Here is a 25,358-nt window from a genome sequence, read left to right on the forward strand (position 1 = left end):
AAAACGATCCCTAACGCGCTGTTAACCGTTGCGTCAGACCACCTCCCCCGCGTCCAGCTTCGCCAAAAACGCTGCCGCATCCGCCAAGACCGTCTCCCGCCGCGCCGCATCCATCCGGTCCCAGGTCCGGTACATATTCCCCATCCGCGCGTTGTTCGAAAACCGCTCCCGATGCCGGTCCAGAAAGTGCCAGTAGAGCAGGTTGAACGGGCAGGCCTCCTCCCCCGTTTTCACGCTCACCTTATAGGCGCAGCCCTTGCAGTAATCTGACATGCGATTGATGTAAGCCCCTGAAGACACGTAAGGTTTTGACGCGATAATGCCCCCGTCCGCGAACTGCGACATGCCCACGGTATTGGGGCTTTCCACCCACTCAAAGGCATCCGCATAAACCGCCAGATACCACTCATGCACCTCGCCTGGATCAATCCCCGCCAGCAGCGCGAAATTGCCTGTCACCATCAGCCGCTGGATATGATGGGCATAGGCCTGCGTCTTCGTCTGCCCCACCGCATGGGCGATGCAGTTCATCCGGGTCTCCGCCCCCCAGTAAAACGCCGGTAACGCCCTGTTATGTTTGAGAACATTCCGCGCCGGATAGGCCGGCCCTTCCAGGAAATAGATCCCCCTGACATACTCCCGCCAGCCGATGATCTGCCGGATAAACCCCTCCGCCGCGTTGATCGGCACGCAGCCCTTTTCCCAAGCCTTTTCAACAGCCTGACAGACCTCCAACGGCCCCAGCAACCCGATGTTCAGATAGGGCGAGACCACCGCGTGATACAGAAACGAGTGCCCCTCCAGCATCGCATCCTGATAGTCCCCGAACCGCGCCAAAGCATGCGCCACAAAGTGCTCCAACGCCTCCAAAGCCTGCGCCCGCGTGGTGGCAAATCCAAAGGGCCGCAGGTCCCCGAAATGCCCCTCAAACCGCGCCTCCACCAGCGCCAGAACCTCCGCGACCTCATCGTCCGGCTCGAACCACAAAGGCCCCTCTACGGTCACGTCATCCGGGGCGGCCTTGCGGTTGTCATGGTCGTAGTTCCACTTGTCCCCGGCGGGTTTATCCCCTTCCATCAACAGCCCCGTCTTGCGCCGCATATCGCGGTAAAAATACTCCATTCTCAGGGCCTTACGCCCCTCCGCCCAATCCTCGAACTCCTTATGGGAAGCGATAAATCGGTCATCCTGAAGGATATGCGTCTTGATCGGCGCATGCTTGATCTTCTCGATCAGCCGCCACTCACCGGGTTCTGTCACCAGCACCTCCGACGCCCCCGTTTCCGCCGCCCGCCGCAGCAACTCCCCCACGATTGAACCTGCATTCTCCGTGTCGTCCAACTGCGTGTACCGCACGTCCCAACCGGCCTCCCGCAAGGCACCCGCGAACTTGCGCATCGCGGCAAAGATCAGCGCGATTTTCTTCGGATGGTGGCCCACATATCCGGCCTCTTCATCCACCTCCGCCATGACCACGACATCGGCGTTCTTGTCCGCTTGGGTCAGCGCCGAAAGCCCCTCCGACAGCTGATCCCCCAACACCAGAACAAGCCGCGTCACCACGCCACCTCCTTGCCTGCCCAATCGTAGAAACTGCCAGTATTTTCAGGCACTAACCCATCCATCACCCGCAACAAATTCTCCGCCGCCTCGCCCGCAGACACCGCCGGATGCCGCCCCACATACTTCTGCGTAAACGGTGTCTGCACAGTCCCCGGATGCAGCGCCACCAGCACGTTGTCCTTATGCGTCCGCGCCAGTTCAATCGCCGCCGTATGCACCACCTGATTGACCGCCGCCTTGGCGCTGCGGTAGCTGATCCAGCCGCCCATCCGGTTGTCCCCGATCGACCCCACGCGCGCCGACAGAACCGCCATCACCGACCGCCCCTTGCGCGGCAGCAACCGCTGCGCCTGGGCCAGCACCAGCGCAGGCCCCACCGCATTCAGCGCGAACTGATCCATCATCGCCTGAGCGCGGATTGCCTTGATGGATTTCTCCGGCTCAGCCCCGCCAATCTCCAACGCGCCCGTCGCCACAACCACCCGGTCAAAGGGCCACTCCAGCCGTCCCAGATGGTCCGAAACGGAATTTTCATCCGTAATATCAAACCCATCCACGGAGCGCGACAGCCCCACCACGTCTTCACCACGCGCCCTGCAGGCCGCGGCCAAAGCCGCGCCAATCCCGCCAGACGCCCCCAATATCAATGTCTTTGTCATCCACAGGGACCTAGGTCTGCCTGCGCCAAATCAAGAAACTCCCCTCTTCCCATTTGAAAATCCCCCGGTATAAAAGGTCGCATGACACACGCAGCCCATACCTCGACCCTGCCACGCCGTCCGGCGTGCGCCCTGCGTGCCACCCTGCTGCTGCTATCCCGCCTCTGAGCGTGCCATCCCGGCGCGCCCGCTCAGAGGGAACGCCGCGCGCCACGGATTTACAGCAGACAAGAAAGACACCGACATGACAAACCCATCTGAACAAGACCGCGTCTTGATCTTTGACACCACCTTGCGCGACGGCGAACAGTCGCCGGGCGCCACCATGACCCACGCCGAAAAGCTTGAAATTGCAGGGCTTTTGGACGAAATGGGCGTTGATATTATCGAAGCCGGCTTCCCCATCGCCTCTGAGGGTGACTTCGCCGCCGTGTCCGAGATTGCACGTCAATCAAAGAACGCCGTCATCTGCGGCCTCGCCCGCGCACAGCTGCCCGACATCGACCGCTGCTGGGAAGCGGTCAAGAACGCCGCCCAACCGCGCATCCACACCTTCATCGGCACATCGCCGCTGCACCGGGCCATTCCGAACCTCACCAAGGACGAAATGGCAGAGCGGATCCATGACACCGTGACCCACGCCCGGAACCTGTGTGACAATGTGCAATGGTCGCCCATGGATGCCACGCGCACCGAACTCGACTATCTCTACCGCGTGGTCGAAATCGCCATCAAAGCAGGCGCCACCACCATCAACATCCCTGACACGGTGGGCTACACCGCCCCCCGCGAAAGCGCTGATTTGATTGCGAAATTGCTCGAAAACGTGCCCGGCGCGGATGAGATAACTTTTGCCACCCACTGCCACAATGACCTTGGCATGGCGACGGCAAACAGCCTTGCCGCAGTGGAGGCTGGTGCGCGCCAGATCGAATGCACAATCAACGGCTTGGGTGAACGCGCGGGCAATACCGCCCTCGAAGAAGTCGTCATGGCCATGAAGGTCCGCAACGACATCATGCCCTACCAGACGCAAATCGACAGCACCAAGATCATGAACATCTCCCGCCGGGTGTCAGCGGTGTCAGGCTTCCTCGTGCAGCCCAACAAAGCCATCGTCGGCAAGAACGCCTTTGCGCACGAAAGCGGCATCCACCAGGACGGCATGCTCAAGAACGCGGAGACTTTTGAGATCATGCGCCCCGAAGACGTCGGCCTGACGGAGACGAACATCGTCATGGGCAAACATTCAGGCCGCGCCGCCCTGCGCTCCAAGCTGGAGGAATTGGGGTTCGAGTTGGGCGACAACCAGCTCAAGGATGTCTTCGTCCGTTTCAAGGAACTCGCTGATCGCAAAAAGGAAATCTACGAAGATGACCTGATCGCACTGATGCGCACCACCACCGACCCGGAGGAGGACCGCATCAAGCTGACCTCCATGCACGTGGTCTGCGGCACCGATGGCCCGAACGAGGCGCGGATGACGTTGGAGGTCGATGGGGAGACCCAGCAAACCGAACAATCCGGCGACGGTCCGGTAGATGCCGCGTTCAAATGCGTGAAGTCCCTCGTGCCGCACGATGCGCGTCTGCAACTCTATCAGGTGCATGCCGTCACCGAAGGCACCGATGCGCAGGCAACGGTATCTGTGCGCATGGAGGAAGACGGCCGCATCGTCACCGGCCAGTCAGCGGATACGGATACGGTGGTGGCCTCCGTTCGCGCCTATATCCACGCGCTCAACCGCCTGCTGGTGCGCCGCGAAAAGGGCGGCAGCGACAAGCGTGAAGTCAGCTACAAGGACGTGAGCTGACCCGTAGGGTGCGCATTTACTGCGCACCACTCCGACCGATGCCATTTCGCGAAACATAACAAGAAGGTGCGCAGTAAATGCGCACCCTACGTATACGGGTTCTTGGCTCCGCGATCATCGCTCAAGGACGCCTGAGACCGCTCCACGATCAGCAACACCGCATCCGCCAGATGCTCCCGCTCAATCGCATGCGCCCCCCGCGCCACCCGCAGCTTATGCGCCTCCAGCATGACCTCAGCGTGGCTTGATCCACGCGGCGGAATGAAGGTGTAGCAGGCCAGTTCAATCAGCAACCCCAGCGGATCGGTGAAATAGACCGAGTGCATGAACCCCCGGTCCTTCACACCCGAATGCCCAATCCCCCGCGCCTCCAACCGCTCCGGCACTTGATCAAACATCGCCCGGTCCACTTCAAAGGCCACGTGATGCACACATCCCGGCTCTGTCGGCGTGCGGTCCGGCGTGCCCTTGCGCCCCTCATTGGTGAAGATCGTGATCAGCCGCCCGTCGCCAGGATCAAAGTACAGATGCCCTTCGTCTGGGTCATCCAGATTGGGCTGGTCAAAGATAAACGGCATGCCCAGCACCCCTTCCCAGAAGTCAATGCTGGTTTGCCGGTCCGCCCCCGTCAGCGTGATGTGATGCACGCCCAGACTTTGAATTTTCTTCATTGTCCCGTTCCCTTCAGAATCTGCCTCAAAGAACCCTACGGCACAGGCGGCAAGATGCCGAGGGCTGCGCGCTTCTCCCCTTTCACCTGCCCCCCGCGCAGCCTATAAGACCCACGCCTGCCACTGATAGAGTCGCGGGCCAAAGCGGTTATTGGCAAGGACCATCTGACATGAGCATCTTCGGAAACCTCAGGGGCCTCTTTTCCTCTGACATGGCGATTGATCTGGGCACGGCAAACACGCTGGTCTACGTCAAAGGCAAGGGGATCATCCTGTCGGAGCCATCCGTGGTGGCCTATCACGTCAAGGATGGCGTCAAAAAGGTGCTGGCTGTGGGCGAGGACGCCAAGCTGATGCTGGGCCGCACACCCGGTTCCATCGAAGCGATCCGGCCCATGCGCGAAGGGGTGATCGCAGACTTTGATACCGCCGAGGAGATGATCAAACACTTCATCCGCAAGGTGCACAAACGCTCCACCTTTTCCAAACCCAAGATCGTGGTGTGCGTGCCCCATGGGGCGACACCGGTTGAAAAACGCGCCATTCGCGATTCCGTGCTGAAAGCGGGTGCGCGCCGTGCCGGTCTGATCGCCGAACCCATTGCGGCGGCCATTGGGGCAGGCATGCCCATCACCGATCCCACAGGCAACATGGTTGTGGACATCGGCGGCGGTACAACGGAAGTGGCCGTGCTGAGCCTTGGTGACATCGTTTATGCCCGCTCCGTCCGCGTCGGTGGGGACCGCATGGACGAAGCCATCGTCAGCTACCTGCGACGCCAGCAAAACCTGCTGGTGGGGGATACCACAGCGGAGCGGATCAAGACCTCCATCGGCACGGCACGGATGCCCGACGATGGCCGTGGCACCTCCATGCAGATCCGGGGTCGTGACCTCTTGAACGGTGTGCCCAAGGAAATCGAAGTCACACAGGCGCAGATCGCCGAAGCGCTGGCCGAACCCGTGCAGCAGATCTGCGAAGCGGTGATGACCGCGCTTGAAACCACACCACCCGATCTGGCCGCTGACATCGTCGACCGGGGCGTGATGCTCACCGGGGGCGGCGCGCTTTTGGGCGATCTGGATCTGGCGTTGCGCGAACAGACGGGGCTCGCCGTCTCCATCGCGGACGAGTCGCTCAACTGCGTGGCATTGGGCACCGGCAAGGCGCTGGAGTATGAAAAACAGCTGCGCCACGCCATCGACTATGACAGCTAAATCCTGCTAAACATAAGCGAAACCCGGCCCTTGCCGCTCAGGCCAATCCGGGCAGGAGCGCAGCCTACCCATGGCCAGAGACAGATCACTCGCAACAACAGATTACACCGGCCCGCTGCGCCGGTTGTTGCTGGCTGTGCTGGTCATCATCCTTGGGGCAACCTTCCTCCTGTGGCGCATCGACAGCCCGCGCGTCGAACGTTTCCGCGCGCAGGTCACGGACCGGCTGGTCCCCAACTTTGACTGGGCCATGGCACCTGTCACTGGCACCATCAATCTGCTGCGGGACTTTCAAAGTTATCAGAGGCTGTCAGAGCAAAACCAGGAACTGCGCAGCGAACTCAGGCAGATGCAGGCATGGAAAGAAGCCGCCCTGCAGTTGGAGCAGGAAAACGCCCGGCTCCTGGATCTGAACAAGGTGCGGCTTGATCCGCGCCTGACGTTCATCACCGGCGTTGTGCTGGCCGACAGCGGATCGCCGTTTCGGCAATCGGTGCTGCTGAACGTCGGCGCACGCGACGGGCTGCTGGATGGCTGGGCCACGATGGACGGCATCGGGCTTGTCGGACGTATCTCCGGCCTTGGCGAAAACACCGCCCGCGTGATCCTGCTCACCGATGCCTCCAGCCGCATCCCGGCGACCATCCAGCCCTCCGGCCAGCGCGCGATCGTGGCAGGCGACAATTCCGCCGCTCCCTTCATCGACTTCATCGAAAGCCCTGATCTGGTGCGCCCCGGCGACCGGGTGATCAGTTCCGGCGACGGCGGTGTGTTCCCTGCGGGCCTGCTGATCGGCCAGGTCGCGGCGGACCCCGGTGGGCGTTTGCGGGTGCGTTTGGCCGCCGACTATGAGCGCCTCAAATTCCTCCGCGTGCTGCGCCACTACGGCACCGAAGCGGTCACCGACACCGCACAGGTCATCGCCCCCTCCGGCCCGTTGATCCCGCAGGACGACATCCTGCCTGACACCCCTGCCGTTGCAAATGAGTGATCTGTCCCCCACCCGCCTGTGGATCATGCGCGCCGGTTTCGTGTTGCTGGCGATGGTGATCCTGTTCTTCCAACTGCTGCCGCTGGAGACAACGCCGCGCTGGTTTGCCGGACCAAACCTGCTGCTTGCCTTTGCCTGCGCTTGGTGCCTGCGCCGCCCGGACTATGTGCCCATGCCGATCCTTGCGGTCCTGTTCTTTCTGGCAGACCTGCTGCTGCAACGCCCGCCGGGTCTGTGGGCATTGCTGGCCTTGATCGGCTGTGAAAACCTCAAGAACCAGGGCCGCAGCCTGCGCGATTCCAACTTCCTTGCCGAATGGATCAGCGTGACGCTGATCATCATCGGGATCATGCTGGCCAACCGCATCATTCTGGCCATCGTACTGGTTGATTTGCCCGGCTGGGGGCTTAGCCTTTCCGAAGCGGGCATGACCCTGCTAATCTACCCCTTGGTCGTCGCTGTCAGCCATTGGCTGATGGGGGTCCGCAAAATGGCCCCCGGAGAGATGGACGCATTGGGGCAACGCGCCTGACGGAGGAGACAAACGCACCGCCATGAAACGCAACCGCGCAGAAAACGAAGCCAGCCACGCCAAGCTGACCCGCCGCGCTGCCCTGCTGGGCGGGGTGCAGTTGCTGTTTGTGGGCGGGCTGGCCGCGCGGATGCGGTATCTGCAAGTGGATCAGGCCGATCAATTCCGTCTGCTGGCCGAAGAAAACCGCATCAACATCCGCCTGATCCCCCCCGCCCGCGGCGAGATTTTCGACCGCAACGGTGTGCGTCTGGCCCAGAACGTCCCCTCCTACCGGATCGTCATGGTCCGCGAGGATGCAGGCGATGTCGACAAGGTGATGCAGCGGCTTGCCCAGATTATCGAGATTGACCCCGATACCCTGACCCGCGCCGTGGCTGAAGTGAAACGCTCCGCCCCGTTTCTGCCGGTCACCATCGTGGATGACGTCAGCTGGGAAGACGTGAGCAAAGTCAGCGTGAACGCGCCTGCCCTGCCCGGCATCACACCCGAAGTCGGTCTGACCCGCGTCTATCCGCGCGGATCGGACTTTGCCCATGTTGTGGGCCGCGTGGGCCGGGTCAGCCAGGCCGACCTTGACGCGCTGGAAACACCCGACCAGCTGCTGCGCATCCCGCGCTTCCAGATTGGCAAGATCAACGTGGAGGCCCGACAGGAAGCCGTCCTGCGCGGCTCCGCCGGCACCAAGCAGGTCGAAGTCAACGCCACAGGCCGGGTGATGCGCGAATTGTCCCGCAGGGAAGGACAATCAGGGCTGGATGTGCAGCTGACACTGGACGCTGAACTGCAACGCTATGTGCAGGCGCGCCTGACCGGTGAAAGTGCCGCCGTGGTCGTGATGGACTGCGAAACCGGCGATCTGGTCGCCAATGCCTCCGCCCCCAGCTACGACCCGAACCTCTTTATCGGCGGCATTTCCTCCAGGGATTATGACCCGCTGCTGAACTCGAAGTACCGCCCGCTGGTCAACAAGACCGTGCAGGGCACCTATCCCCCCGGCTCGACCTTCAAGATGATCGTGGCCATGGCCGCGCTGGAAGAAGGGCTGACCGGCCCCGAAGAAATCACCTGGTGCCCCGGCCATCTGGAAGTCGGGGGCCGACGGTTTCACTGCTGGAAACGGGTGGGGCATGGCTGGATGGACCTCAAGAACTCCATCAAGCAATCCTGTGACGTCTATTACTATGATCTCGCCCTGAAAGTCGGGATTGAGAAGATCACCGCCATGGCGAACCGCTTTGGGCTGGGTGTCAAACATGAGCTGTCCCTGTCCTCTGTCGCGGCTGGCCTGACGCCGACAAAGGACTGGAAACAGCGCACCCGTGGCGACGAATGGGTGATTGGCGACAGCGTCAACGCCTCTATCGGGCAGGGGTTTATGCTGGCCTCTCCGATGCAGCTGGCGGTGATGACTGCGCGGCTCGCCACGGGCAGGCTACTCTCCCCGCGCCTGATCAAGACCATCGACGGCGTGGAACAGGAAATGCCCGATATCACCGGTCTGGACATGAACGAAAACAACCTGCGCCAGATGCGCACCGGCATGTATCAGGTCGTCAACGAACGGCGCGGAACGGCCTACAGCTCCCGGATCATTGCCGACGGCATGCGCATGGCTGGCAAGACCGGCACCTCTCAGGTCCGCAACATCACCGCCGCCGAACGCGCGCGCGGCGTGACCCGCAACGCCGACCTGCCATGGGAACGGCGCGACCACGCGCTGTTCGTGGGCTATGCGCCTTATGAGGCCCCCCGCTACGCAATCTCTGTTCTGGTTGAGCATGGCGGCGGCGGGTCCTCTGCCGCGGCCCCCATTGCGCGTGACGTGATGCTGCAAGCCCTCTACGCAGGCGAGCCGCCGCTTGAAGCCTATCCGACCCGCGACCGGGACCGGATCGAAACCCAGCAGCGCAAGCTGCGCGAGATGCAGCCGCAGGCCGCCATTCAGGGAAGCGATCAGGCATGAGTTATCTTGAGGGTACGGTCAAATCTACGCCGGTTGGGCTGCGCAAGATCCTGTTCCTGAACTGGCCGCTGGTGCTGCTTTTGGGATCTGTCTGTGGCATCGGTTTCCTGATGCTCTACTCCGTTGCGGGCGGATCCTTCAGCCCCTGGGCAGAACCGCAGATGAAACGTTTCGCGATGGGGCTTACGTTGCTGTTTGTGGTCGCCATGATCCCGATCTGGCTCTGGCGTAACCTGTCGGGTCTTGCCTATGCGGTGTCCTTGCTGCTGCTGGTCGCAGTGGCGCTGATCGGGGATGAGCGCAAAGGCTCGCAACGGTGGATTGATCTGGGCTTCATGGATTTGCAGCCCTCGGAACTGATGAAGATCACGCTGGTGATGTTTCTGGCCGCCTATTACGACTGGCTGCCTGCCAAGAAAGTGTCAAAGCCCCTTTGGGTGCTGCTGCCGGTGCTGATTATTCTTGTGCCAACCGCGCTTGTCCTGCGCCAGCCGGACCTCGGCACTTCGCTGTTGTTGCTGACCGCAGGCGGCGGGCTGATGTTTCTGGCAGGGGTGCACTGGGCCTATTTCGCCGCTGTCATTGCCTCTGGCCTTGGCTTGATCACGGCGGTGTTTCAATCCCGCGGCACCGGCTGGCAATTGCTGAACGACTACCAATACCGGCGTGTGGATACCTTCCTTGATCCTGCCGCAGACCCATTGGGCGCAGGCTACCACATCACCCAATCCAAGATCGCGCTGGGATCAGGGGGATGGACCGGACGCGGGTTCATGCAGGGCACGCAATCACGGCTGAACTTCCTGCCGGAAAAACACACCGATTTCATCTTCACCACCCTGGCGGAGGAATTCGGATTTCTCGGCGCAGTCTCCCTTCTGGGGCTTTATGCGCTGATTATCCTGTTCTGCGTGGTCACCGCGCTGCTCAACAAGGACCGCTTCTCCTCCCTGCTCACCCTTGGCATTGCGCTGAACTTCTTTCTGTTCTTCGCGGTGAACATGTCGATGGTCATGGGGCTCGCCCCGGTTGTGGGGGTCCCGCTGCCGCTGGTCAGCTATGGCGGGTCAGCGATGCTGGTGTTGATGCTGGCTTTCGGGCTGGTGCAATCCGCCCATGTCCACAGACCGAGGTAACCCATGCCCGTGAATGTCCTTTTTGCCGCCAAGACTGAGCGTTGGACGGTGTATGAAGCGCCCCTGCGCGCCGCTTTTGCCCAAGCCGGGATCGAGGTGCATCTGGCCATGGACATCCCCCCGGCGGAGGTGGACTACATCATCTATGCCCCCAACAGCGATCTACAGGACTTCACCCCCTACACCCGCGCAAAGGCGGTGCTGAACCTCTGGGCCGGTGTCGAAGCGATCACGGGCAACAAAACCCTGCACATTCCGCTGGCGCGGATGGTGGATCCGGGGCTGACAAAAGGCATGGTCGAATGGGTCACCGGCCATGTGCTGCGTTATCATCTGGACATGGACACTGATGTTTTGCGCACGGATGCCAAATGGGAGCCCCGCGAGGTGCCGCTGGCGCAGGAACGGTCCGTGGTCATGCTGGGGCTTGGCGCACTGGGGGCTGCCGCAGCCCGGACGCTGGTGCAGCTTGGCTTCAACGTCACCGGCTGGTCACGCAGCCCCAAAGAGGTCGCGGGCGTCGACTGCCTGCACGGGCCGGAGGGACTGAAAGAGGCGCTGCACCGGGCCGAGATTGCCGTGCTCCTGCTGCCCGACACGCCCGCCACCACCAACACGCTGAATGCTGAGACGCTGGCGCTGATGCCCAAAGGCGCGCGGATCATCAATCCGGGGCGCGGGCCGTTGATCGAGGATGCAGCGCTGTTGGATGCACTGGATACAGGCCACATCGCCCACGCCACGCTCGATGTGTTCCGCGAGGAACCCCTACCGCCGGAGAACCCCTATTGGGCGCATCCGAATGTCACCGTCACCCCACACATCGCGGCGGAGACACGGGCGGGAACGGCGTCACAGGTCATTGCAGAGAACGTGCGCCGGGGCGAGGCGGGGGAGCCGTTTATCAATCTCGTGGACCGCGCATTGGGATACTGACGTAGGGTGCGCATTTACTGCGCACCACCGCGCCGGTTGCCAATGGAGTACGGTGCGCAGTGAATGCGCACCCTACGGACAACAGGGCGTTGCCTCGTACAGAATTAACCTTAAGACACACCGCCAACCCCCTGTTTCCGTGATGGTAACAAAAGGTTAATGCCTGTCCCCGCGGGGACAAATGCGTCCCTGCGCCGTTCTAGGCCGCCAGTCCGCGCCCTTTCAAAAGGGCCTCCACCCCCGGCAAACGCCCCCGGAACGCCACATAAAGTTCTGCCGCATCCTGTGATCCGCCGGTGGAGAGAATATGCTCCTCCAGCGCCCTTGCCCGTTCCGGATCAAAAGCACCACCTGCTTCCTCAAAGGCTTCAAACGCATCGGCGTCCATCACCTCGGACCACATGTAGCTGTAATAGCCGCTGGAATATCCGTCCCCTGCAAACACATGGGCAAACTGCGGCGTTGCATGGCGCATCCGGATCGCCTCCGGCATGCCGATCTCACTCAGCACTTCCACCTGACGCGCCATCGGATCAGCAGGGGCCGCACCGTCGTGGAATGACAGATCAACCAGCGCGGAGGCCACATATTCCACCGTCTGGAACCCCATATCAAAGGTCGCGGCCCCCAGCACCTTGTCGAGCATCTCTTTCGGCATCGCCTCACCCGTCTCTGCATGGGTCGCAAATTCTGCCAAGACCTCCGGCACTTCCAGCCAGTGTTCATAAAGCTGGCTCGGCAATTCGACAAAATCCCGCGCGACGGAGGTGCCCGACACGCTTTCATAGGTCACGTCAGACAGCATCTGGTGCAGCGCATGGCCAAACTCATGGAACAGCGTCCGCGCGTCGTCATAGGACAACAGCGCCGGATCGGATTTGGCGAAGTTGCACACGTTGATCACCACCGGGCTTTGCACCTGCGGGAACTTCGCCTGCGCGCGCATCGCAGAACACCACGCGCCCGACCGTTTGGACCCGCGTGCGAAGTAATCCCCGATGAACACCGCCACATGCTTGCCGTCCCGCGTCACATTCCACGCCCGGCAATCGGGGTGATACAGCGGCACGTCCAGCGGTGCGAATTCCAGACCAAACAGGCGGTGCGCACAGGCAAAAGACGCCTCGATCATGCGGTCCAGTTGGAAGTAGGGCTTCAACGCCGCTTCATCCAGATCATGCTCCGCCGCGCGCCGCTTTTCAGCGTAATAGCGCCAGTCCCAGGGTGCCAGCGCTTCGTTTATGCCGTCGGCGTGCATCATCTCGGTCAGCACAGCGGCATCCACTTCGGCCTGCGCTTTGGCGGGTTTCCAGACATCCATCAACAGCCTGCGCACCGCGTCGGGTGTCTTGGCCATTTCGGTTTCCAGCTTGTAGTCCGCGAAGGTCGCATAGCCCAACAGCTTCGCACGTTCTTCCCGCAGGGCCAGCGTTTCTGCCGCGATGGCGCGGTTGTCCGTCTCGCCGCCATTTGCCCCACGCGCTTCCCACGCGCGGAACGCCTTTTCGCGCAGATCGCGCCGGGGGGAGAATTGCAGAAACGGCACAATCAGCGATCGTGAGAGGGTGACAACAGGGCCATCCGCCCCCTTCTCTTCCCCCGCTGCACGGGCCGCCGCGACGACAAAGTCGGGCAAACCGTCCAGATCATCCTCGGCCAGTTCCATGAACCACGCCCGCTCATCCGCCAGCAGGTTCTGCGTAAAGGACGTGCCCAGCACCGCCAGCCGCGCCTTGATCTCTTTCATCCGCACCTCTGCCGCGCCTTCCAGTGCGGCACCCGCCCGCACAAAGCCGCGATGGGTCAGCATCAGCACCCGCGCCTGTTCCGCGCTCAGCGTCAGGGCATCACGGCTTTCCCAAACCGCGTTCACCCGCGCAAACAACGCCTTGTTGCCGGAGATTTCAGAGAAATGCGCGGCGAGCTTGGGGGAAAACGCCCGCTGCAAATCCTCCCGCGCGGGATTGCTGTCAGCACCCGCGACGGTGAAAAACACGCCCAGCACCTTGTCCAACCCGGTGCCCGCAGCTTCCAGCGCTTCCACGGTGTTCGCGAAAGTCGGCGCATCCGGGGTGTCAGCAATCGCGGCGATCTCTGCCAGATGCGCCGCCAGCGCCTCCTCCAGAGCGGGCGCAAAATCATCGTCAGACACCTGATCAAAGGGCGCGATCCCAAAAGGCGTGGTCCAGTCTTGCAGCAGCGGGTTTGTCATGCGGTTCTCCTTTGAAGGTCAGGTAAGGGCGCGGGGGCGGCGTTACAATCAGGCGCGATTGCCGCAGACCGGGCAATCGGCGCGGGGGCCGAGCGCAATCTGACGGCTTTCGCCATAAAGCGCGTCATAGATCATCATCTGACACCGCAGGGGCGTGCCCGCCCCGGTGATCATCTTGATCGCCTCCACCGCCATCATGGCGCCAACCACACCGGGCAGCGGCCCGATCACGCCCGCCTCTGCACAACTGGGGGCCAGATGCGGTGCGGGGGCGGTGGGGAAGATACATTCGTAGCAAGGCCCGTTGGTGGCTGGATCAAACACGCTCAACTGCCCCTCCCACTGGCTGAGCGCGCCGGAAATCATCGGCACCTTCCCGGCCACGCAGGTCGCGTTGACCAGATATCGCGTCTCAAAGTTATCGCAGCCGTCCAGCACCAGATCATATTCCGCCACCAGCTCTGCCGCGATGTCGTCGGTAAAGCGCCGGTTGTAGGGGCGCACGGTCACGTAAGGGTTCTGCGCTTCCATCTCTTTCTGGGCAGAGAACACCTTGGGCATCCCGATGGCGCTGTCCTTGTGGATGACCTGCCGTTGCAGATTGGCGTTTTCCACCGTGTCATCGTCAATCACACCAATGGTCCCAACCCCTGCTGCCGCAAGGTATTGCAACGCGGGCGCGCCAAGGCCGCCTGCGCCAATGACCAGCACTTTCGCGTCTCTCAACGCCTTTTGCCCAGCGCCGCCGACTTCGCGCAGCACGATATGGCGGGCGTAGCGATTCAGCTCTGTCTCGCTCAGCGTTTTGGGTTTCTCGGCGTCCATCAAAGGGGCCGCTGCAATGCCCGTGACCCGGCTTCGGAGCTGACGCAACACCGCGCGGTAGCCGATGAAAAGCGCAACAAATCCGCCCAGGATCAGCCAAAGTGCTGCACTGCCCCCGGTGGCCTGCACCAGCGGATGGCCTGCGGGAAACGCCACCTGAATGCCCAGCACCGCCACATAAAGAAGGCTGAGCAAAATCAGCCGCGCCTGTCGCGGCGCATCCATCAGTGCGCCACCGAACCAGATTGCAGCAGCCATTGCAAAAACCAGTATCATCAGCCTACCCCGGTCGACCCAAACCCGCCCTGCCCCCGCGCTGTGGCGGACAAGACATCTGAGACCTCGAACCTAGCCTGCGTGACCGGCGCGACCACCATTTGCGCGATGCGCATGCCGTGGGTGACCTCAAACGCCTGTTCCCCGGCATTCAACAGGATCACCCCCACCACACCGCGATAGTCGCTGTCGATGGTGCCGGGGCTGTTGGGCAGCGTAATCCCGTGTTTCAGCGCGAGCCCCGACCGTGGGCGCACCTGCACTTCAAACCCCAAAGGGATTTCCATGTGCAGTCCGGTTGAAATCAGCGCCCGCGCCCCGGACGCGATCTGCACCGGACCACCCCGCAGGTTGGCGCGCAGATCCGCCCCAGCCGCACCCGGCGTTTCATAGGCAGGCAGGCCAAGCGATGGATCTGCGCCCTCGGCCCAGACCAGCCGGATCACCGTCACGGAGCACGCCCCAAAGCGTCGGCAATCCGCTGGGCCAGTTGCGCAGCCACCGCGTCCTTGCCCATGCGCGGCCAGCTTTCTGATCCGCTGTCGCTGATCAGGGTCACAGCGTTTTCCGCGCCCCCCATGATGCCCGTTTCAGGAGAGACATCATTGGCCACGATCCAGTCGCACCCCTTGCGCGCACGCTTGGCTGTGGCATTGGCCAGAACATCGTCCGTCTCTGCCGCGAAGCCGACGACAAGGGCGGGACGGCCCTTTGTCATCTGCGCGACGGTATGCAGGATGTCGGGGTTCTCCGCAAAGGTGAGCGCGGGCAATCCATCTTTGGTTTTCTTGAGCTTGCTGTCACTGGCCGATGCCACGCGCCAGTCTGCAACAGCAGCAGCAAAGACCGCCGCATCGCAGGGCAAGGCCGCCTGTACCGCGTCCAGCATCTGATGGGCCGTCTCGACCCGGATGACATGCACGCCAGAGGGCGGCGGCACATCAGCAGGCCCGGTGACAAACACCACCTCAGCGCCAAGTGCTGCCAGCGCGGTCGCGATGGCTGTTCCCTGCGCCCCGGAGGATCGGTTCGCAATGTAGCGCACCGGATCAATCGGCTCATGCGTGGGTCCCGACGTGATCAGCACGCGCTTGCCCGTGAGCGGCCCCTGCCCCAGTTGCGCGTCGATTGCGGCCATGATTTCAGCAGGTTCCGCCATCCGACCGGGCCCATATTCACCGCAGGCCATGTCCCCTGCATTGGGGCCAACGACGGCGATGCCGTCCCCCTGCAAGGTTGCAAGGTTGCGCTGTGTCGCGGCGTGTTCCCACATCCGCACATTCATCGCAGGGGCCATCAGCACGGGTGTATCCGTCGCCAACAGCAGCGTAGAGGCCAGATCACTTGCCAGCCCGGATGCCATCTTGGCCATCAGATCTGCTGTAACCGGGGCCACCACCACCAGATCCGCAACGCGGCTCAGCTGGATGTGCCCCATCTCGGCTTCATCGCCCAGATCAAACAGGTCGCTGTAGACCTTGCTTCCTGCAAGGGCGGAAATCGACAAGGGCGTGACAAACTCGGACCCGGCTTTGGTCAGCACGGGTGTCACCTGCGCACCCGCCGTGCGCAGCAACCGGATCAGCTCCAGCGATTTATAGGCGGCGATACCGCCCCCGATGATCAGCAGAATATGTTTGCCCGCCAGCATGGGTTGTCCTCTCACCGCGTTAACGGGGGGACCATAGGCCGGGTCAGCGTGATCTGCCAGCCCTCAGCGGGTCGACCGTTCAGTTGAGGAAATGCATCACTTCCTGGGATTGCCCCTGAAGCGATTTGCGCATCTTGATGAAGGCCGCAGCCTCCAGCTGACGCACCCGCTCTTTCGACAGGCTCAGCTCTGTGCCGAGGCTCTCAAGCGTGCGGGGCTGGTCGCGCAGCTTGCGCTCCCGCACGATGAACTGCTCCCGGTCGTTCAGCTCGCCCATGGCGGTGACCAGCCAGTTGCGCAGCTGTTGGTTGTCGTGGCTTTCTTCAACCTGCTCAGCCGCCTGTGCGCTGTCGTCAACCAGCGCATCGATCCACTCACGGCCCTCATCCTCAGCCGACTGCGTGGCGTTCAGGGAATAGTCAGAACCGGACAATCGCCCTTCCATCATCTCCACATCATGCAGCGGCACGCCAATCTCTGTTGAGATCATCTGGCGCAGCTGGTGGCGATCAAGCGTCTCACCCGCAGCGGCCGCTTCGCGCTCCAACCGGGCCTGCACGCGGCGCATGTTGAAAAAGAGGGATTTCTGCGAGGACGTGGACCCGGTGCGCACCATCGACCAGTTGCGCATCACGTGGTCCTGAATGGAGGCTTTGATCCACCACACCGCATAGGTGGAGAACCGCACACCGCGGTCGGGATCAAACTTGTCCGCCGCCTTCATCAGGCCCAGACCCGCCTCTTGGATAAGGTCATTCATCGGCGCGCCATAGCGTTTGAACTTGCCCGCCATGGAGATCGCCAGCCGCATGTATGCGGTGATCAACCGGTGAAGCGCCGCTTCATCGCGGTCATCGCGCCAGGCATAGGCCAACCGCAATTCCGTCTCCGCATCCAGCAATTCTGCCTTCATCGCGGTACGTGCTAAAGAAAACTCACGCGCCGTGTGCACCGTCATTCATCATTCTCCCTATCACGCGGCATGCCTTGTGGCGCACCTTTGTTATGTCTACGCATGACCCTGCCGATTGGTTCCAAATTGGAGAGAAAAAAGTTGCAAAATGGTGTATTTGTGCTCGGCGGAGCGGCTTCCGGCAAATCGGAATGGGCCGAGAAAATGACCGAAAGCTACGGTCGGCCAATGACTTACATTGCGACGGGTCAAATCTTCGACGCGGAAACAGAGAAACGTGTAAAAGTCCATCAAATGCGCCGGGATGCGCGGTGGACCACCTGTGAATCTCCGCTGGATCCTGCCGATACCCTCCGCACCCTTGCACCTGACACGGTGGTGCTGATCGACTGCGCAACCATGTGGCTGAACAACCATATGATGGCCGGATCGGATCTGGATCGCGCGCAGGATGCCCTGCTGTCCGGCCTGCACCATTGCCCGGCGCCGTGGATCATCGTCTCCAACGAGGTCGGGCATGGCATTGTCCCGCAAAACGCACTGGCCCGGCAGTTTCGCAATGCTCAGGGTCGCCTGAACATTGCCCTGGCCGCGCAGGCCGATGTGGTTGTGAACGTGATCGCCGGATTGCCACTGGTGCTGAAGGGGACATTGCCATGACAACCTGGCACTGGGTGCGCCATGGGCCGACCCATGCGAAGACCTTTGTGGGCTGGCGGGATATTCCTGCGGATCTGTCGGATACCGCAACCCTTGCACGCCTCGATGCGCATTTGCCCCAAGACGCGCTGATGATCTCCTCAGACCTGTCGCGGTGCGTGGCCACCGCTGACGTATTGGGCAGTGCCAGACGTCGGCGATTGCCCCATGACGCGGGCCTGCGGGAACTGCACTTTGGCGTCTGGGACGGGATGCACTTCACCGAGGTCGCCAAGCGCGATCCCGAACTCAGCCGCGCCTACTGGGAAACCCCCGGCACCATCCGCGCCCCCGGTGGCGAAAGCTGGAACGAAGCCGCCGCACGGATCGACGCCGTTGTGGACCGGATGAACATGGCGCACCCGGAGGCCCATATCATTGCCGTTGCCCATTTCGGCGCGATCCTGACGCAGGTCCAGCGCGCGCTGGAAGTCTCCGCCTATGAGGCGATGGCGCATAAGATCGACAACCTATCCGTCACGCAGATCACCCATGTTGAGGGCAGATGGCAGGTGCAGGGGATCAATCACACTCCGTGATGCACCCCGTCACACAATAGCGTTTGGCACCATGACCGCGCGGCGATTAGCCTGCCCGACATGACATATGACCTCTATATCGGTGATCGCACCTTCTCCAGTTGGTCCTTGCGGGGCTGGCTGATGTTGGAAAAATTCAACCTGCCGTTCAACTGCCATCTGGTCGGGCTCTATGCCAAGACGATGGACGTTGATTTGGCGCATCTGAAACCGGCCAGACTGGTCCCCACATTGCGGACACCCGAAGGCACCGTTGTGGGTGAAACGCTGGCGATGGCCGAAACGCTGGCGGAACGTCATCCGGACGTTGACATGTGGCCGCAGGATCCTGCGGACCGCGCAACGGCACGGTGGCTGTCTGCTGCCATGACCGCTGGATTTGCCACCCTGCGCGATGAATGCCCGATGCAGTTGCAACATGTGAACAAAGGGTTTCCCCCATCCGATGCCCTGCGCGGTGATCTGAAACGGCTTGAAGAGCTTTGGGATCACGCCCGCGCGACACGCAAGACAGAGGGGCCATGGCTTTTTGGCGCATACAGTCTGGCGGATGTCTTCTACGCCCCGGTCACCGCGCGGATCGTCGGATACGACCTGCCGGTTTCAGCCTCTGCACGCGCCTATTGTGACACCACCATCGCAGACCCGGCGTTCAAGGCATGGCGGGCCGAAGGGCTGAAGGTCACATATGACCCCTTCCCCTACGACATGGGCGTGCCAACAGCACCCTGGCCGGAAAGCGACTGAGCGCGGGGCAGACCACTCGTTGTTAATCATTCGTAAACCAAGCCGCCTTACCCCTTAACCAAGTTTAAGGAGAAAGGTCGCTTGGTTGCACGCGCCTATACAGTTGCCTTCCAGGGGATCGAGGCGCGGATGGTTGAGGTGCAATGCGCCGTGACCGCAGGTCTGCCGGCGTTCTCTATCGTTGGTCTGCCGGACAAGGCGGTGTCAGAAGCGCGCGACCGCGTGCGCACGGCGCTGACATCCATGGCCATTGCCCTGCCTTCCAAACGCATCACCATCAACCTCAGCCCGGCGGACCTGCCCAAGGAAGGCAGCCATTTCGATCTGCCCATCGCCATGGCGCTGCTCGCGGCCCTCGACATCCTGCCGGATGATGTAACCCAGAATACTGTGGCCTTGGGGGAGCTTTCCCTCGATGGCACCTTGGTGCCTGTCGTCGGTGCCTTGCCTGCCGCAATGGCCGCTGCCGAACACAACCGGGGGCTTCTGTGTCCCCTGGGATCGGGTGCCGAGGCGGCCTGGGTCGGGGAAGCGCAGGTGATTGCAGCGGCCTCACTGGGCGATGTGGTGCGCCACTATACCGGTCAGGCCCCGCTCAGCCCTGCCGAACCCGGACAGGTGGCAGCCCCTCCGACGGGCCGTGACCTGAGGGAAGTCAAAGGTCAGGAGCGGGCCAAACGGGCGTTAGAGATTGCCGCTGCCGGGCGGCACCACCTGATGTTTGTCGGCACCCCCGGTTCAGGAAAAAGCATGCTGGCCGCCCGCCTGCCTTCCATCCTGCCCCCGCTCAGCGCGGCAGAAGCGCTGGATACCTCCATGATCCACTCCCTTGCCGGTCTGCTCGACGAAGGGGGGATCACCAGCGCGCGCCCTTTCCGTGAACCGCACCACACCGCCTCGATGGCTGCGATTATCGGCGGCGGACGCCGCGCGCAGCCCGGTGAAGTCAGTCTTGCCCACAATGGCGTGCTGTTCATGGACGAATTCCCTGAATTTCCACGCACCGTGCTGGAAACCCTCCGCCAACCGATCGAGAATGGCGAGGTGATGATCGCCCGCGCCAATGCGCATGTGAAATACCCCTGCAAATTCATGCTGGTGGCCGCGGCCAACCCCTGCAAATGCGGATATCTGTCGGATCCTGAGCGCGCCTGCGCGCGCGTACCGCAATGCGGAGAGGACTATCTGGGCCGCATCTCAGGGCCGCTGATGGACCGGTTCGACCTGCGCGTGGATGTCCCACCGGTGGCTTTTACCGATCTGGGCCTGCCTGCAAGCGGGGACAGTTCCGCCGTGGTGGCGGACAGAGTCGCCGTGGCGCGACAGGTCCAGGCCACCCGCTTTGCGGCGCATCCGGAACTGCGCGTCAATGCCGATGCCACGGGCGACCTGCTCGAAGAGATCACCCAACCCGATGCCGAGGCCCAGGCTCTACTGGCGCGGGTGGCAGAGAAGTTTCATCTGTCTGCGCGGGGGTATCACCGCATCCTGCGGGTCGCCCGCACCATTGCCGATCTGGACGGCGCAGATGTCCTGCACAAACGCCACATCGCAGAAGCGGTCAGCTTCCGGCTGGCCAGCCCGGTTGACGCCTGATCCAGGCCGCGACCTGATCCAGCGTTTCGCGCCCTTCCGGCAGGATGTTGTGCAGCAAGGGCCAGACATGCGGCAGGTCGTGGCGTTCCTCAAACGTCACCGGCACGCCCTGCTCTTCCAGCCTGCGCACCATGCGCCGGCTGTCATCGCGCAGGATCTCCGTATCGCCGACAGTGAGCCACACCGGACAGGCCCCGGCGAACTCTGCAAAGAGCGGGCTCACATCTGGCCGGTCCGCGGCAAGCGCGCCCAGATACATCTCGGACAGCTCAAAGGCACGGCTGGCGGCAAGCAGCGCCTCACGTTCCGCGTTCTGATGAAAGCTCTCCCCGCTGTAGGTGAGATCGGTGAGCGGGGATAAACAGAACACACCTGCGGGTTGCGCACCGTCCTCTGCACAAATTCCTGCCAGCAAGCCGAGCGCCAATGCGCCGCCCGCGCTGTCTCCACCGATGATGATCTGATCCGCTGGAACGCCCTGCGCCAGCAACGCATCCCAAGCGGTGCGCACATCCGCAGGCGCCGCCGGAAAGGGCGCTTCCGGCGCAAGACGGTACTTCGGCAGGACAACCCGTGCGCCTAACCGCGCCCCCAGCGCCGCAGCCATGGCAGCATGGGTGCGTGGACTGCCAAAAACGAATGCGCCGCCATGGATGTAGAGCACAACCCCGTCACTGCGCAGGTCGCGCGGCACAATCTCAAGGGCATCCAGCCGCCGCTGGCCTGCTTCCAACACCTGCCACTGCATCTGGCTGCCGCGCGGCGCGCGAAAGAAAAGCCGGGCCTGCCGTTCCAACCCTTCCCGCAGATCTTCAGGCCGCTCCGCCCGTGCCAGACGCGGTTTCTCAACCCGGCGCAGCCAGGTGTTGATCAAGCGCGCGCGCAGGCTCACCCCAGCCGCGCCTCGATTGCATCCCAGATCTGTCCGGCGATGTTCACCCCGTCAAACCGCTCCAGCTCCTGAATGCCGGTGGGAGAGGTCACGTTGATCTCTGTCAGATAATCGCCAATCACGTCGATCCCGACAAAGACCTGACCCTTCTCGCGCAGAAGCGGCCCGATCCGCGCGCAAATCTCAAGATCGCGTTCCGTCAGGCCGATTTTTTCCGGACGGCCACCCACGTGCATGTTGGACCGTGTCTCCCCCTCTGCGGGGACGCGGTTGATGGCGCCGACGGCTTCCCCATCCACAAGGATCACCCGCTTGTCGCCTTTGGAGACGGCGGGCAAGAACTTTTGCACAATCAACGGCTCACGGGAGAAACCGGTGAACAGCTCATGCAGGGAGGTCAGGTTACGGTCACCGCGGTCCAGCCGGAACACGCCTGCGCCGCCGTTGCCGTAGAGCGGTTTGAGGATCACATCGCCATGTTCCTCCTTGAAGGCCTTGATGGTATCGAGATTGCGCGCAATCGTTGTGGGCGGCGTCAGGTCAGGAAAGTCCAGAACCAACAGTTTTTCCGGGAAGTTGCGCACCCAGAAGGGGTCGTTGACAACAAGGGTGGTGTCTTTCAGCCGGTCCAGCAAATGGGTGGATGTGATGTAGTGCATGTCAAATGGCGGGTCCTGACGCAGCCAGACCACATCGAAACCTGCCAGATCCACATCCCGTACCGGACCAAGCTGCGCATGATCCCCCTGCACGCGCTGGACGGTAAAATCCTGCCCCCGCGCCGTGATCTTGCCCTCGCGGTACGCCAGATCATCGGGCGTGTAAAAGAACAGGGTATGCCCCCGCGCTTGCGCCTCTTCCGCAAGACGAAAGCTGCTGTCGGCATTGATGTCCACGGCCCCGATCGGGTCCATCTGAAAGGCAATCTTCATGGGTCTGTCCTTGCATACTGCGGGTCACGCCGTTTCTAGATGGCGTAGCAGAGGGACAGGTGCAATGGGTCAGCCGTGACCAAAGGCGTTTTCGATGATCCGCGTTTCCCCGCGACCGTTCACAAGGGCGACATCAAAACGAACCTCTGTCAGGCTGCCAGCGGGTTCCGATCCAAGAAATTCCTCGGCCGCACCATAGAGCCTGCGCATCTGGCGGGCGGAAAGGCTTTCAGCGGCGCGGTCGAAATCACGGGCCTGCTTGACCTCAACAAAAATGAGCCCGGCCCCATCGCGCAGGATCAGATCAATTTCACCCGCTTTGCCGCGCCAGCGTGCGCGGGCCAGTGCAAATCCGCGTCGCGCGTAGTCCTGAGCAATGCGCTGTTCCGCAGCGAGACCTGCATGGTACGCGGTCTGTCCCCTTTTGCGGCGGTGATCGACAAGGGCTGGTTGCATCAGTTGTCATCCTTTCCAAGCGCGAGCGCTGCTTGATACACCTTGCGGCGTGGCAATCCATGTGCGGCGGTCACGGCATCCACCGCATCCCGCATCGACATCGTTTCCAACGCCAGCCGCAAGGCCGAGGGTAAATCAACTTCCCTAACAGTTTCTAAACGTCCCCGGTCGATCAGAACAACGATCTCCCCTTTTGGTGCTTTTTCCGCATATCGCGCGGCGAGTTCCGCCAGCGTGCCGCGCTGCACCTCTTCGAACCGTTTGGTCAGTTCCCGGCAGACAGCAGCCTCGCGCCCTTCGCCCAGCACCTGTGCTGCGTCGCGCAGCATCGCACCCAACCGTTTGGGGGATTCGTAGCACACCAAAGTGCCTGCGACCTCTGCCAGCCCCTCCAAAGCGCGGCACCGGGCGGCTTTCGCATTCGGCAGGAAGCCTGCAAAAAAGAACGCATCTGTCGGCAGCCCGCCCAGCGCAAGCGCTGTCAGCACGGCGGACGGCCCCGGTGCGCAGGTCAGCGGCAACCCGGCGGCACGGGCCGCGCGGGCCAGTTCAAATCCGGGATCTGCGATCAATGGCATCCCCGCCTCGGACGCATAGGCAACGGCTTTGCCGTCTTTCACTGCCGCCAGCAACTGGTCCTGGACCCGCACCGCACTGTGATCATGCAGGGCGATCACCCGGCGGTCGCCCAGCGGCACACCATGGATGTCCATCAGCCGACGCAGGCTGCGGGTGTCTTCGGCCGCCAGTACATCGGCAGATGCCAGCACATCAAGCGCCCTCAGCGTGATATCCCGCGCCGTCCCGATGGGCACACCGACAAGGTAGAAACCCGCCGGCAGGGTGGTCTTTTGATAATTCAAGCTGGACCCGCCTTTCGCACTCTCTATGATCGCGACCGATGTAATCGGCGCGGGGGCGCCATGCCACCACTGGGGGAGTACCATTAAATGATTGCCTTTGTCGAAGCCCGTCGCATGCAGCTGCGGATGATCCTGATGTCTTTTTGCGCGGTCCTTCTGGCCGCCTGTGAACCCATCGCCCTTGGCGGCATCGGCAGCGCGAATGCGCCCGACATTGACACCTCCGCCCCCATCCCCGTGGCCCTGCTGGTGCCCAGCGGCGGATCAGGCAGTGACGATCTGTTGGCCCAGAACCTTGAAAACGCTGCCCGTCTGGCAATCCGGGATCTGGACGGTGTGCAGGTTGATTTGCGGGTCTATTCAACGGCAGGCAATGCAGGCACAGCCGCCAACGTGGCGGCGCAAGCTGTCAATGAAGGGGCAAAGATCATTCTGGGACCCGTCTACGGCGAAGCGGCCAATGCCGCTGGCGTGGCCGTTGCCCCGGCAGGGGTGAACGTCCTGTCGTTTTCCAACAACCCCTCCATCGCGGGCGGCAATGTCTTTGTGATGGGGCCGACATTCACCAATACAGCCAATCGGCTTGTCGGCTTTGCCCGCCGCAATGGCCGGGACAAGATCGTCATTCTGCACGCCGATGATGTCGCAGGCCAACTGGGCCGCGCAGCCATCACGCAGGCCGCAGCCAACAACCGCGCCACGATCACCGGCTCCGTCAGCTATGCGCTGAGCCAGGAAGCGGTGACCGCCGCTGTGCCACGGGTCAAGGCGACAATGGACCAGACAGGCGCCAATGCGCTCTTTCTGACCACCTCTTCCGCCAGCGCACTGCCCTTGTTTGCGCAATTGCTGCCAGAGGCAGGCGTCTCCGCACCCGGCGCGCAATACATCGGCCTGACCCGCTGGGATATCCCGCCGCAAACGCTTGATCTGCCTGGCGTGCAAGGCGGCTGGTTTGCGCTACCGGACCCGACTGCCTCCGGCGCGTTCCGCGCGCGCTATACCGAAGCCTACAGCACAAATCCGCATCCGCTGGCGGGCCTCGCCTTTGACGGCATTGCAGCCGTCGGCGCGCTTGCGAAATCCGGCAAGTCTGACGCCTTGTCCGCGCGCGCCCTCACCCAGAACGCCGGGTTCCGCGGGGCCAGCGGCATCTTCCGCCTGCGCGGTGACGGCACCAATGAACGGGGCCTTGCCATCGCAACCGTGCGGGACCGGGGTGTCGTGGTGCTTGAACCCGCGCCAACCGCCTTCGGCGGCGCCGGTTTCTAGA

General features: G+C 62.4%; 24 protein-coding genes. 12 read left to right on the top strand and 12 right to left on the bottom strand.

The features are described from left to right. Nucleotides 1–33: 33 nt before the first annotated feature. The gene (locus Q1A91_RS03980; RefSeq protein WP_299873132.1) at nucleotides 34–1,560 is read right to left on the bottom strand and encodes a cryptochrome/photolyase family protein; all 1,527 of its coding nucleotides are present in this window, start codon (nucleotides 1,558–1,560) and stop codon (nucleotides 34–36) included. Further along, a complete protein-coding gene (locus Q1A91_RS03985; RefSeq protein ID WP_299873135.1) occupies nucleotides 1,557–2,222 on the bottom strand; it encodes an SDR family NAD(P)-dependent oxidoreductase in 666 nt (221 codons plus the stop codon). The genes Q1A91_RS03980 and Q1A91_RS03985 overlap by 4 nt, the downstream gene beginning before the upstream one ends. 244 nt (nucleotides 2,223–2,466) lie before the next feature. On the opposite strand from Q1A91_RS03985, the gene Q1A91_RS03990 reads away from it, so the two are divergent. Further along, on the top strand, nucleotides 2,467–4,035 hold the full coding sequence (locus tag Q1A91_RS03990; protein WP_299873138.1) for a 2-isopropylmalate synthase: 1,569 nt from the start codon (nucleotides 2,467–2,469) through the stop codon (nucleotides 4,033–4,035). Nucleotides 4,036–4,121: 86 nt separating this feature from the next. On the opposite strand, the gene Q1A91_RS03995 is transcribed toward Q1A91_RS03990, so the two are convergent. Next, entirely contained in the window at nucleotides 4,122–4,706 is a 585-nt protein-coding gene (locus Q1A91_RS03995) for a VOC family protein (protein WP_299873141.1), read from the bottom strand. Between the two features lie 170 nt (nucleotides 4,707–4,876). On the opposite strand from Q1A91_RS03995, the gene Q1A91_RS04000 reads away from it, so the two are divergent. The 6 genes from Q1A91_RS04000 (at nucleotide 4,877) to Q1A91_RS04025 (ending at nucleotide 11,484) form a co-directional block, all read left to right on the top strand. Next, entirely contained in the window at nucleotides 4,877–5,923 is a 1,047-nt protein-coding gene (locus Q1A91_RS04000; protein WP_299873144.1) for a rod shape-determining protein, read from the top strand. 70 nt (nucleotides 5,924–5,993) lie between these two features. After that, on the top strand, nucleotides 5,994–6,914 hold the full coding sequence (gene mreC / locus Q1A91_RS04005; RefSeq protein WP_299873148.1) for a rod shape-determining protein MreC: 921 nt from the start codon (nucleotides 5,994–5,996) through the stop codon (nucleotides 6,912–6,914). Further along, nucleotides 6,907–7,446, top strand: coding sequence for a rod shape-determining protein MreD (locus Q1A91_RS04010; RefSeq protein WP_299873151.1), 540 nt, complete (start codon nucleotides 6,907–6,909; stop codon nucleotides 7,444–7,446). Before mreC ends, Q1A91_RS04010 begins: the two co-directional genes overlap by 8 nt. Nucleotides 7,447–7,468: 22 nt before the next feature. Further along, nucleotides 7,469–9,412, top strand: coding sequence for a penicillin-binding protein 2 (gene mrdA / locus Q1A91_RS04015; RefSeq protein ID WP_299873154.1), 1,944 nt, complete (start codon nucleotides 7,469–7,471; stop codon nucleotides 9,410–9,412). Continuing rightward, nucleotides 9,409–10,548 (top strand): rod shape-determining protein RodA, encoded by a 1,140-nt coding sequence (rodA, locus tag Q1A91_RS04020; protein WP_299873157.1) that lies wholly within the window; start codon nucleotides 9,409–9,411, stop codon nucleotides 10,546–10,548. Before mrdA ends, rodA begins: the two co-directional genes overlap by 4 nt. A gap of 3 nt (nucleotides 10,549–10,551) precedes the next feature. After that, nucleotides 10,552–11,484, top strand: a complete 933-nt coding sequence (locus Q1A91_RS04025; protein ID WP_299873160.1) for a glyoxylate/hydroxypyruvate reductase A — start codon at nucleotides 10,552–10,554, stop codon at nucleotides 11,482–11,484. A gap of 199 nt (nucleotides 11,485–11,683) precedes the next feature. On the opposite strand, the gene Q1A91_RS04030 is transcribed toward Q1A91_RS04025, so the two are convergent. The 5 genes from Q1A91_RS04030 to Q1A91_RS04050 all read right to left on the bottom strand — a co-directional run bounded on the left by Q1A91_RS04030 (nucleotide 11,684) and on the right by Q1A91_RS04050 (nucleotide 17,406). Beyond that, on the bottom strand, nucleotides 11,684–13,696 hold the full coding sequence (locus Q1A91_RS04030) for a M3 family metallopeptidase (RefSeq protein ID WP_299873163.1): 2,013 nt from the start codon (nucleotides 13,694–13,696) through the stop codon (nucleotides 11,684–11,686). 48 nt (nucleotides 13,697–13,744) lie between these two features. Continuing rightward, nucleotides 13,745–14,797 (bottom strand): molybdopterin-synthase adenylyltransferase MoeB, encoded by a 1,053-nt coding sequence (locus Q1A91_RS04035; protein WP_299873166.1) that lies wholly within the window; start codon nucleotides 14,795–14,797, stop codon nucleotides 13,745–13,747. After that, nucleotides 14,797–15,249 (bottom strand): dUTP diphosphatase, encoded by a 453-nt coding sequence (dut, locus tag Q1A91_RS04040; protein WP_299873169.1) that lies wholly within the window; start codon nucleotides 15,247–15,249, stop codon nucleotides 14,797–14,799. Before dut ends, Q1A91_RS04035 begins: the two co-directional genes overlap by 1 nt. Then, nucleotides 15,246–16,448, bottom strand: a complete 1,203-nt coding sequence (gene coaBC / locus Q1A91_RS04045; RefSeq protein WP_299873172.1) for a bifunctional phosphopantothenoylcysteine decarboxylase/phosphopantothenate--cysteine ligase CoaBC — start codon at nucleotides 16,446–16,448, stop codon at nucleotides 15,246–15,248. Before coaBC ends, dut begins: the two co-directional genes overlap by 4 nt. Before the next feature lie 79 nt (nucleotides 16,449–16,527). Further along, nucleotides 16,528–17,406: an RNA polymerase factor sigma-32 gene (locus tag Q1A91_RS04050; RefSeq protein WP_299873174.1), complete on the bottom strand. Its 879-nt coding sequence runs from the start codon at nucleotides 17,404–17,406 to the stop codon at nucleotides 16,528–16,530. Between the two features lie 96 nt (nucleotides 17,407–17,502). Here Q1A91_RS04050 and cobU point away from each other — a divergent pair, with 96 nt between their 5' ends. From cobU to Q1A91_RS04070, 4 genes are all read left to right on the top strand, one after another. Further along, nucleotides 17,503–18,021, top strand: coding sequence for a bifunctional adenosylcobinamide kinase/adenosylcobinamide-phosphate guanylyltransferase (cobU, locus tag Q1A91_RS04055; RefSeq protein WP_299873177.1), 519 nt, complete (start codon nucleotides 17,503–17,505; stop codon nucleotides 18,019–18,021). Beyond that, nucleotides 18,018–18,599 (top strand): histidine phosphatase family protein, encoded by a 582-nt coding sequence (locus tag Q1A91_RS04060; RefSeq protein WP_299873180.1) that lies wholly within the window; start codon nucleotides 18,018–18,020, stop codon nucleotides 18,597–18,599. Before cobU ends, Q1A91_RS04060 begins: the two co-directional genes overlap by 4 nt. A gap of 60 nt (nucleotides 18,600–18,659) precedes the next feature. Next, nucleotides 18,660–19,346: a glutathione S-transferase gene (locus tag Q1A91_RS04065; RefSeq protein WP_299873184.1), complete on the top strand. Its 687-nt coding sequence runs from the start codon at nucleotides 18,660–18,662 to the stop codon at nucleotides 19,344–19,346. A gap of 81 nt (nucleotides 19,347–19,427) precedes the next feature. Then, the gene (locus Q1A91_RS04070; RefSeq protein WP_299873186.1) at nucleotides 19,428–20,942 is read left to right on the top strand and encodes a YifB family Mg chelatase-like AAA ATPase; all 1,515 of its coding nucleotides are present in this window, start codon (nucleotides 19,428–19,430) and stop codon (nucleotides 20,940–20,942) included. On the opposite strand, the gene Q1A91_RS04075 is transcribed toward Q1A91_RS04070, so the two are convergent. The 4 genes from Q1A91_RS04075 to rsmI all read right to left on the bottom strand — a co-directional run bounded on the left by Q1A91_RS04075 (nucleotide 20,908) and on the right by rsmI (nucleotide 24,085). Continuing rightward, entirely contained in the window at nucleotides 20,908–21,834 is a 927-nt protein-coding gene (locus tag Q1A91_RS04075; RefSeq protein ID WP_299873189.1) for an alpha/beta hydrolase, read from the bottom strand. The two genes, Q1A91_RS04070 and Q1A91_RS04075, sit on opposite strands and share 35 nt — an antisense overlap. Then, a complete protein-coding gene (gene gshB, locus Q1A91_RS04080) occupies nucleotides 21,831–22,766 on the bottom strand; it encodes a glutathione synthase (protein WP_299873192.1) in 936 nt (311 codons plus the stop codon). The genes Q1A91_RS04075 and gshB overlap by 4 nt, the downstream gene beginning before the upstream one ends. Nucleotides 22,767–22,835: 69 nt before the next feature. After that, nucleotides 22,836–23,222 carry a YraN family protein gene (locus Q1A91_RS04085; protein WP_299873194.1) on the bottom strand — a complete coding sequence of 129 codons (387 nt, stop codon included), beginning with the start codon at nucleotides 23,220–23,222 and terminating at the stop codon, nucleotides 22,836–22,838. Next, on the bottom strand, nucleotides 23,222–24,085 hold the full coding sequence (gene rsmI, locus Q1A91_RS04090) for a 16S rRNA (cytidine(1402)-2'-O)-methyltransferase (RefSeq protein ID WP_299873197.1): 864 nt from the start codon (nucleotides 24,083–24,085) through the stop codon (nucleotides 23,222–23,224). Before rsmI ends, Q1A91_RS04085 begins: the two co-directional genes overlap by 1 nt. Nucleotides 24,086–24,172: 87 nt before the next feature. On the opposite strand from rsmI, the gene Q1A91_RS04095 reads away from it, so the two are divergent. After that, the gene (locus Q1A91_RS04095) at nucleotides 24,173–25,357 is read left to right on the top strand and encodes a penicillin-binding protein activator (protein WP_299873200.1); all 1,185 of its coding nucleotides are present in this window, start codon (nucleotides 24,173–24,175) and stop codon (nucleotides 25,355–25,357) included. Nucleotide 25,358: the final 1 nt, after the last annotated feature.

The sequence above is a fragment of the uncultured Sulfitobacter sp. genome (assembly GCF_947500075.1).
Taxonomy (GTDB): domain Bacteria; phylum Pseudomonadota; class Alphaproteobacteria; order Rhodobacterales; family Rhodobacteraceae; genus Sulfitobacter.

Bases quoted from the DNA above. Each gene is read 5' to 3' on its own strand.
- Q1A91_RS03985 (WP_299873135.1), bottom strand. From the start codon at position 2,222: ATGACAAAGACATTGATATTGGGGGCGTCTGGCGGGATTGGCGCGGCT.
- Q1A91_RS03990 (WP_299873138.1), top strand. From the start codon at position 2,467: ATGACAAACCCATCTGAACAAGACCGCGTCTTGATCTTTGACACCACC.
- Q1A91_RS03995 (WP_299873141.1), bottom strand. From the start codon at position 4,706: ATGAAGAAAATTCAAAGTCTGGGCGTGCATCACATCACGCTGACGGGG.
- Q1A91_RS04000 (WP_299873144.1), top strand. From the start codon at position 4,877: ATGAGCATCTTCGGAAACCTCAGGGGCCTCTTTTCCTCTGACATGGCG.
- mreC (WP_299873148.1), top strand. From the start codon at position 5,994: ATGGCCAGAGACAGATCACTCGCAACAACAGATTACACCGGCCCGCTG.
- Q1A91_RS04010 (WP_299873151.1), top strand. From the start codon at position 6,907: ATGAGTGATCTGTCCCCCACCCGCCTGTGGATCATGCGCGCCGGTTTC.
- mrdA (WP_299873154.1), top strand. From the start codon at position 7,469: ATGAAACGCAACCGCGCAGAAAACGAAGCCAGCCACGCCAAGCTGACC.
- rodA (WP_299873157.1), top strand. From the start codon at position 9,409: ATGAGTTATCTTGAGGGTACGGTCAAATCTACGCCGGTTGGGCTGCGC.
- Q1A91_RS04025 (WP_299873160.1), top strand. From the start codon at position 10,552: ATGCCCGTGAATGTCCTTTTTGCCGCCAAGACTGAGCGTTGGACGGTG.
- Q1A91_RS04030 (WP_299873163.1), bottom strand. From the start codon at position 13,696: ATGACAAACCCGCTGCTGCAAGACTGGACCACGCCTTTTGGGATCGCG.
- Q1A91_RS04035 (WP_299873166.1), bottom strand. From the start codon at position 14,797: ATGATACTGGTTTTTGCAATGGCTGCTGCAATCTGGTTCGGTGGCGCA.
- coaBC (WP_299873172.1), bottom strand. From the start codon at position 16,448: ATGCTGGCGGGCAAACATATTCTGCTGATCATCGGGGGCGGTATCGCC.
- Q1A91_RS04050 (WP_299873174.1), bottom strand. From the start codon at position 17,406: ATGACGGTGCACACGGCGCGTGAGTTTTCTTTAGCACGTACCGCGATG.
- Q1A91_RS04060 (WP_299873180.1), top strand. From the start codon at position 18,018: ATGACAACCTGGCACTGGGTGCGCCATGGGCCGACCCATGCGAAGACC.
- Q1A91_RS04065 (WP_299873184.1), top strand. From the start codon at position 18,660: ATGACATATGACCTCTATATCGGTGATCGCACCTTCTCCAGTTGGTCC.
- gshB (WP_299873192.1), bottom strand. From the start codon at position 22,766: ATGAAGATTGCCTTTCAGATGGACCCGATCGGGGCCGTGGACATCAAT.
- Q1A91_RS04085 (WP_299873194.1), bottom strand. From the start codon at position 23,222: ATGCAACCAGCCCTTGTCGATCACCGCCGCAAAAGGGGACAGACCGCG.
- Q1A91_RS04095 (WP_299873200.1), top strand. From the start codon at position 24,173: ATGATTGCCTTTGTCGAAGCCCGTCGCATGCAGCTGCGGATGATCCTG.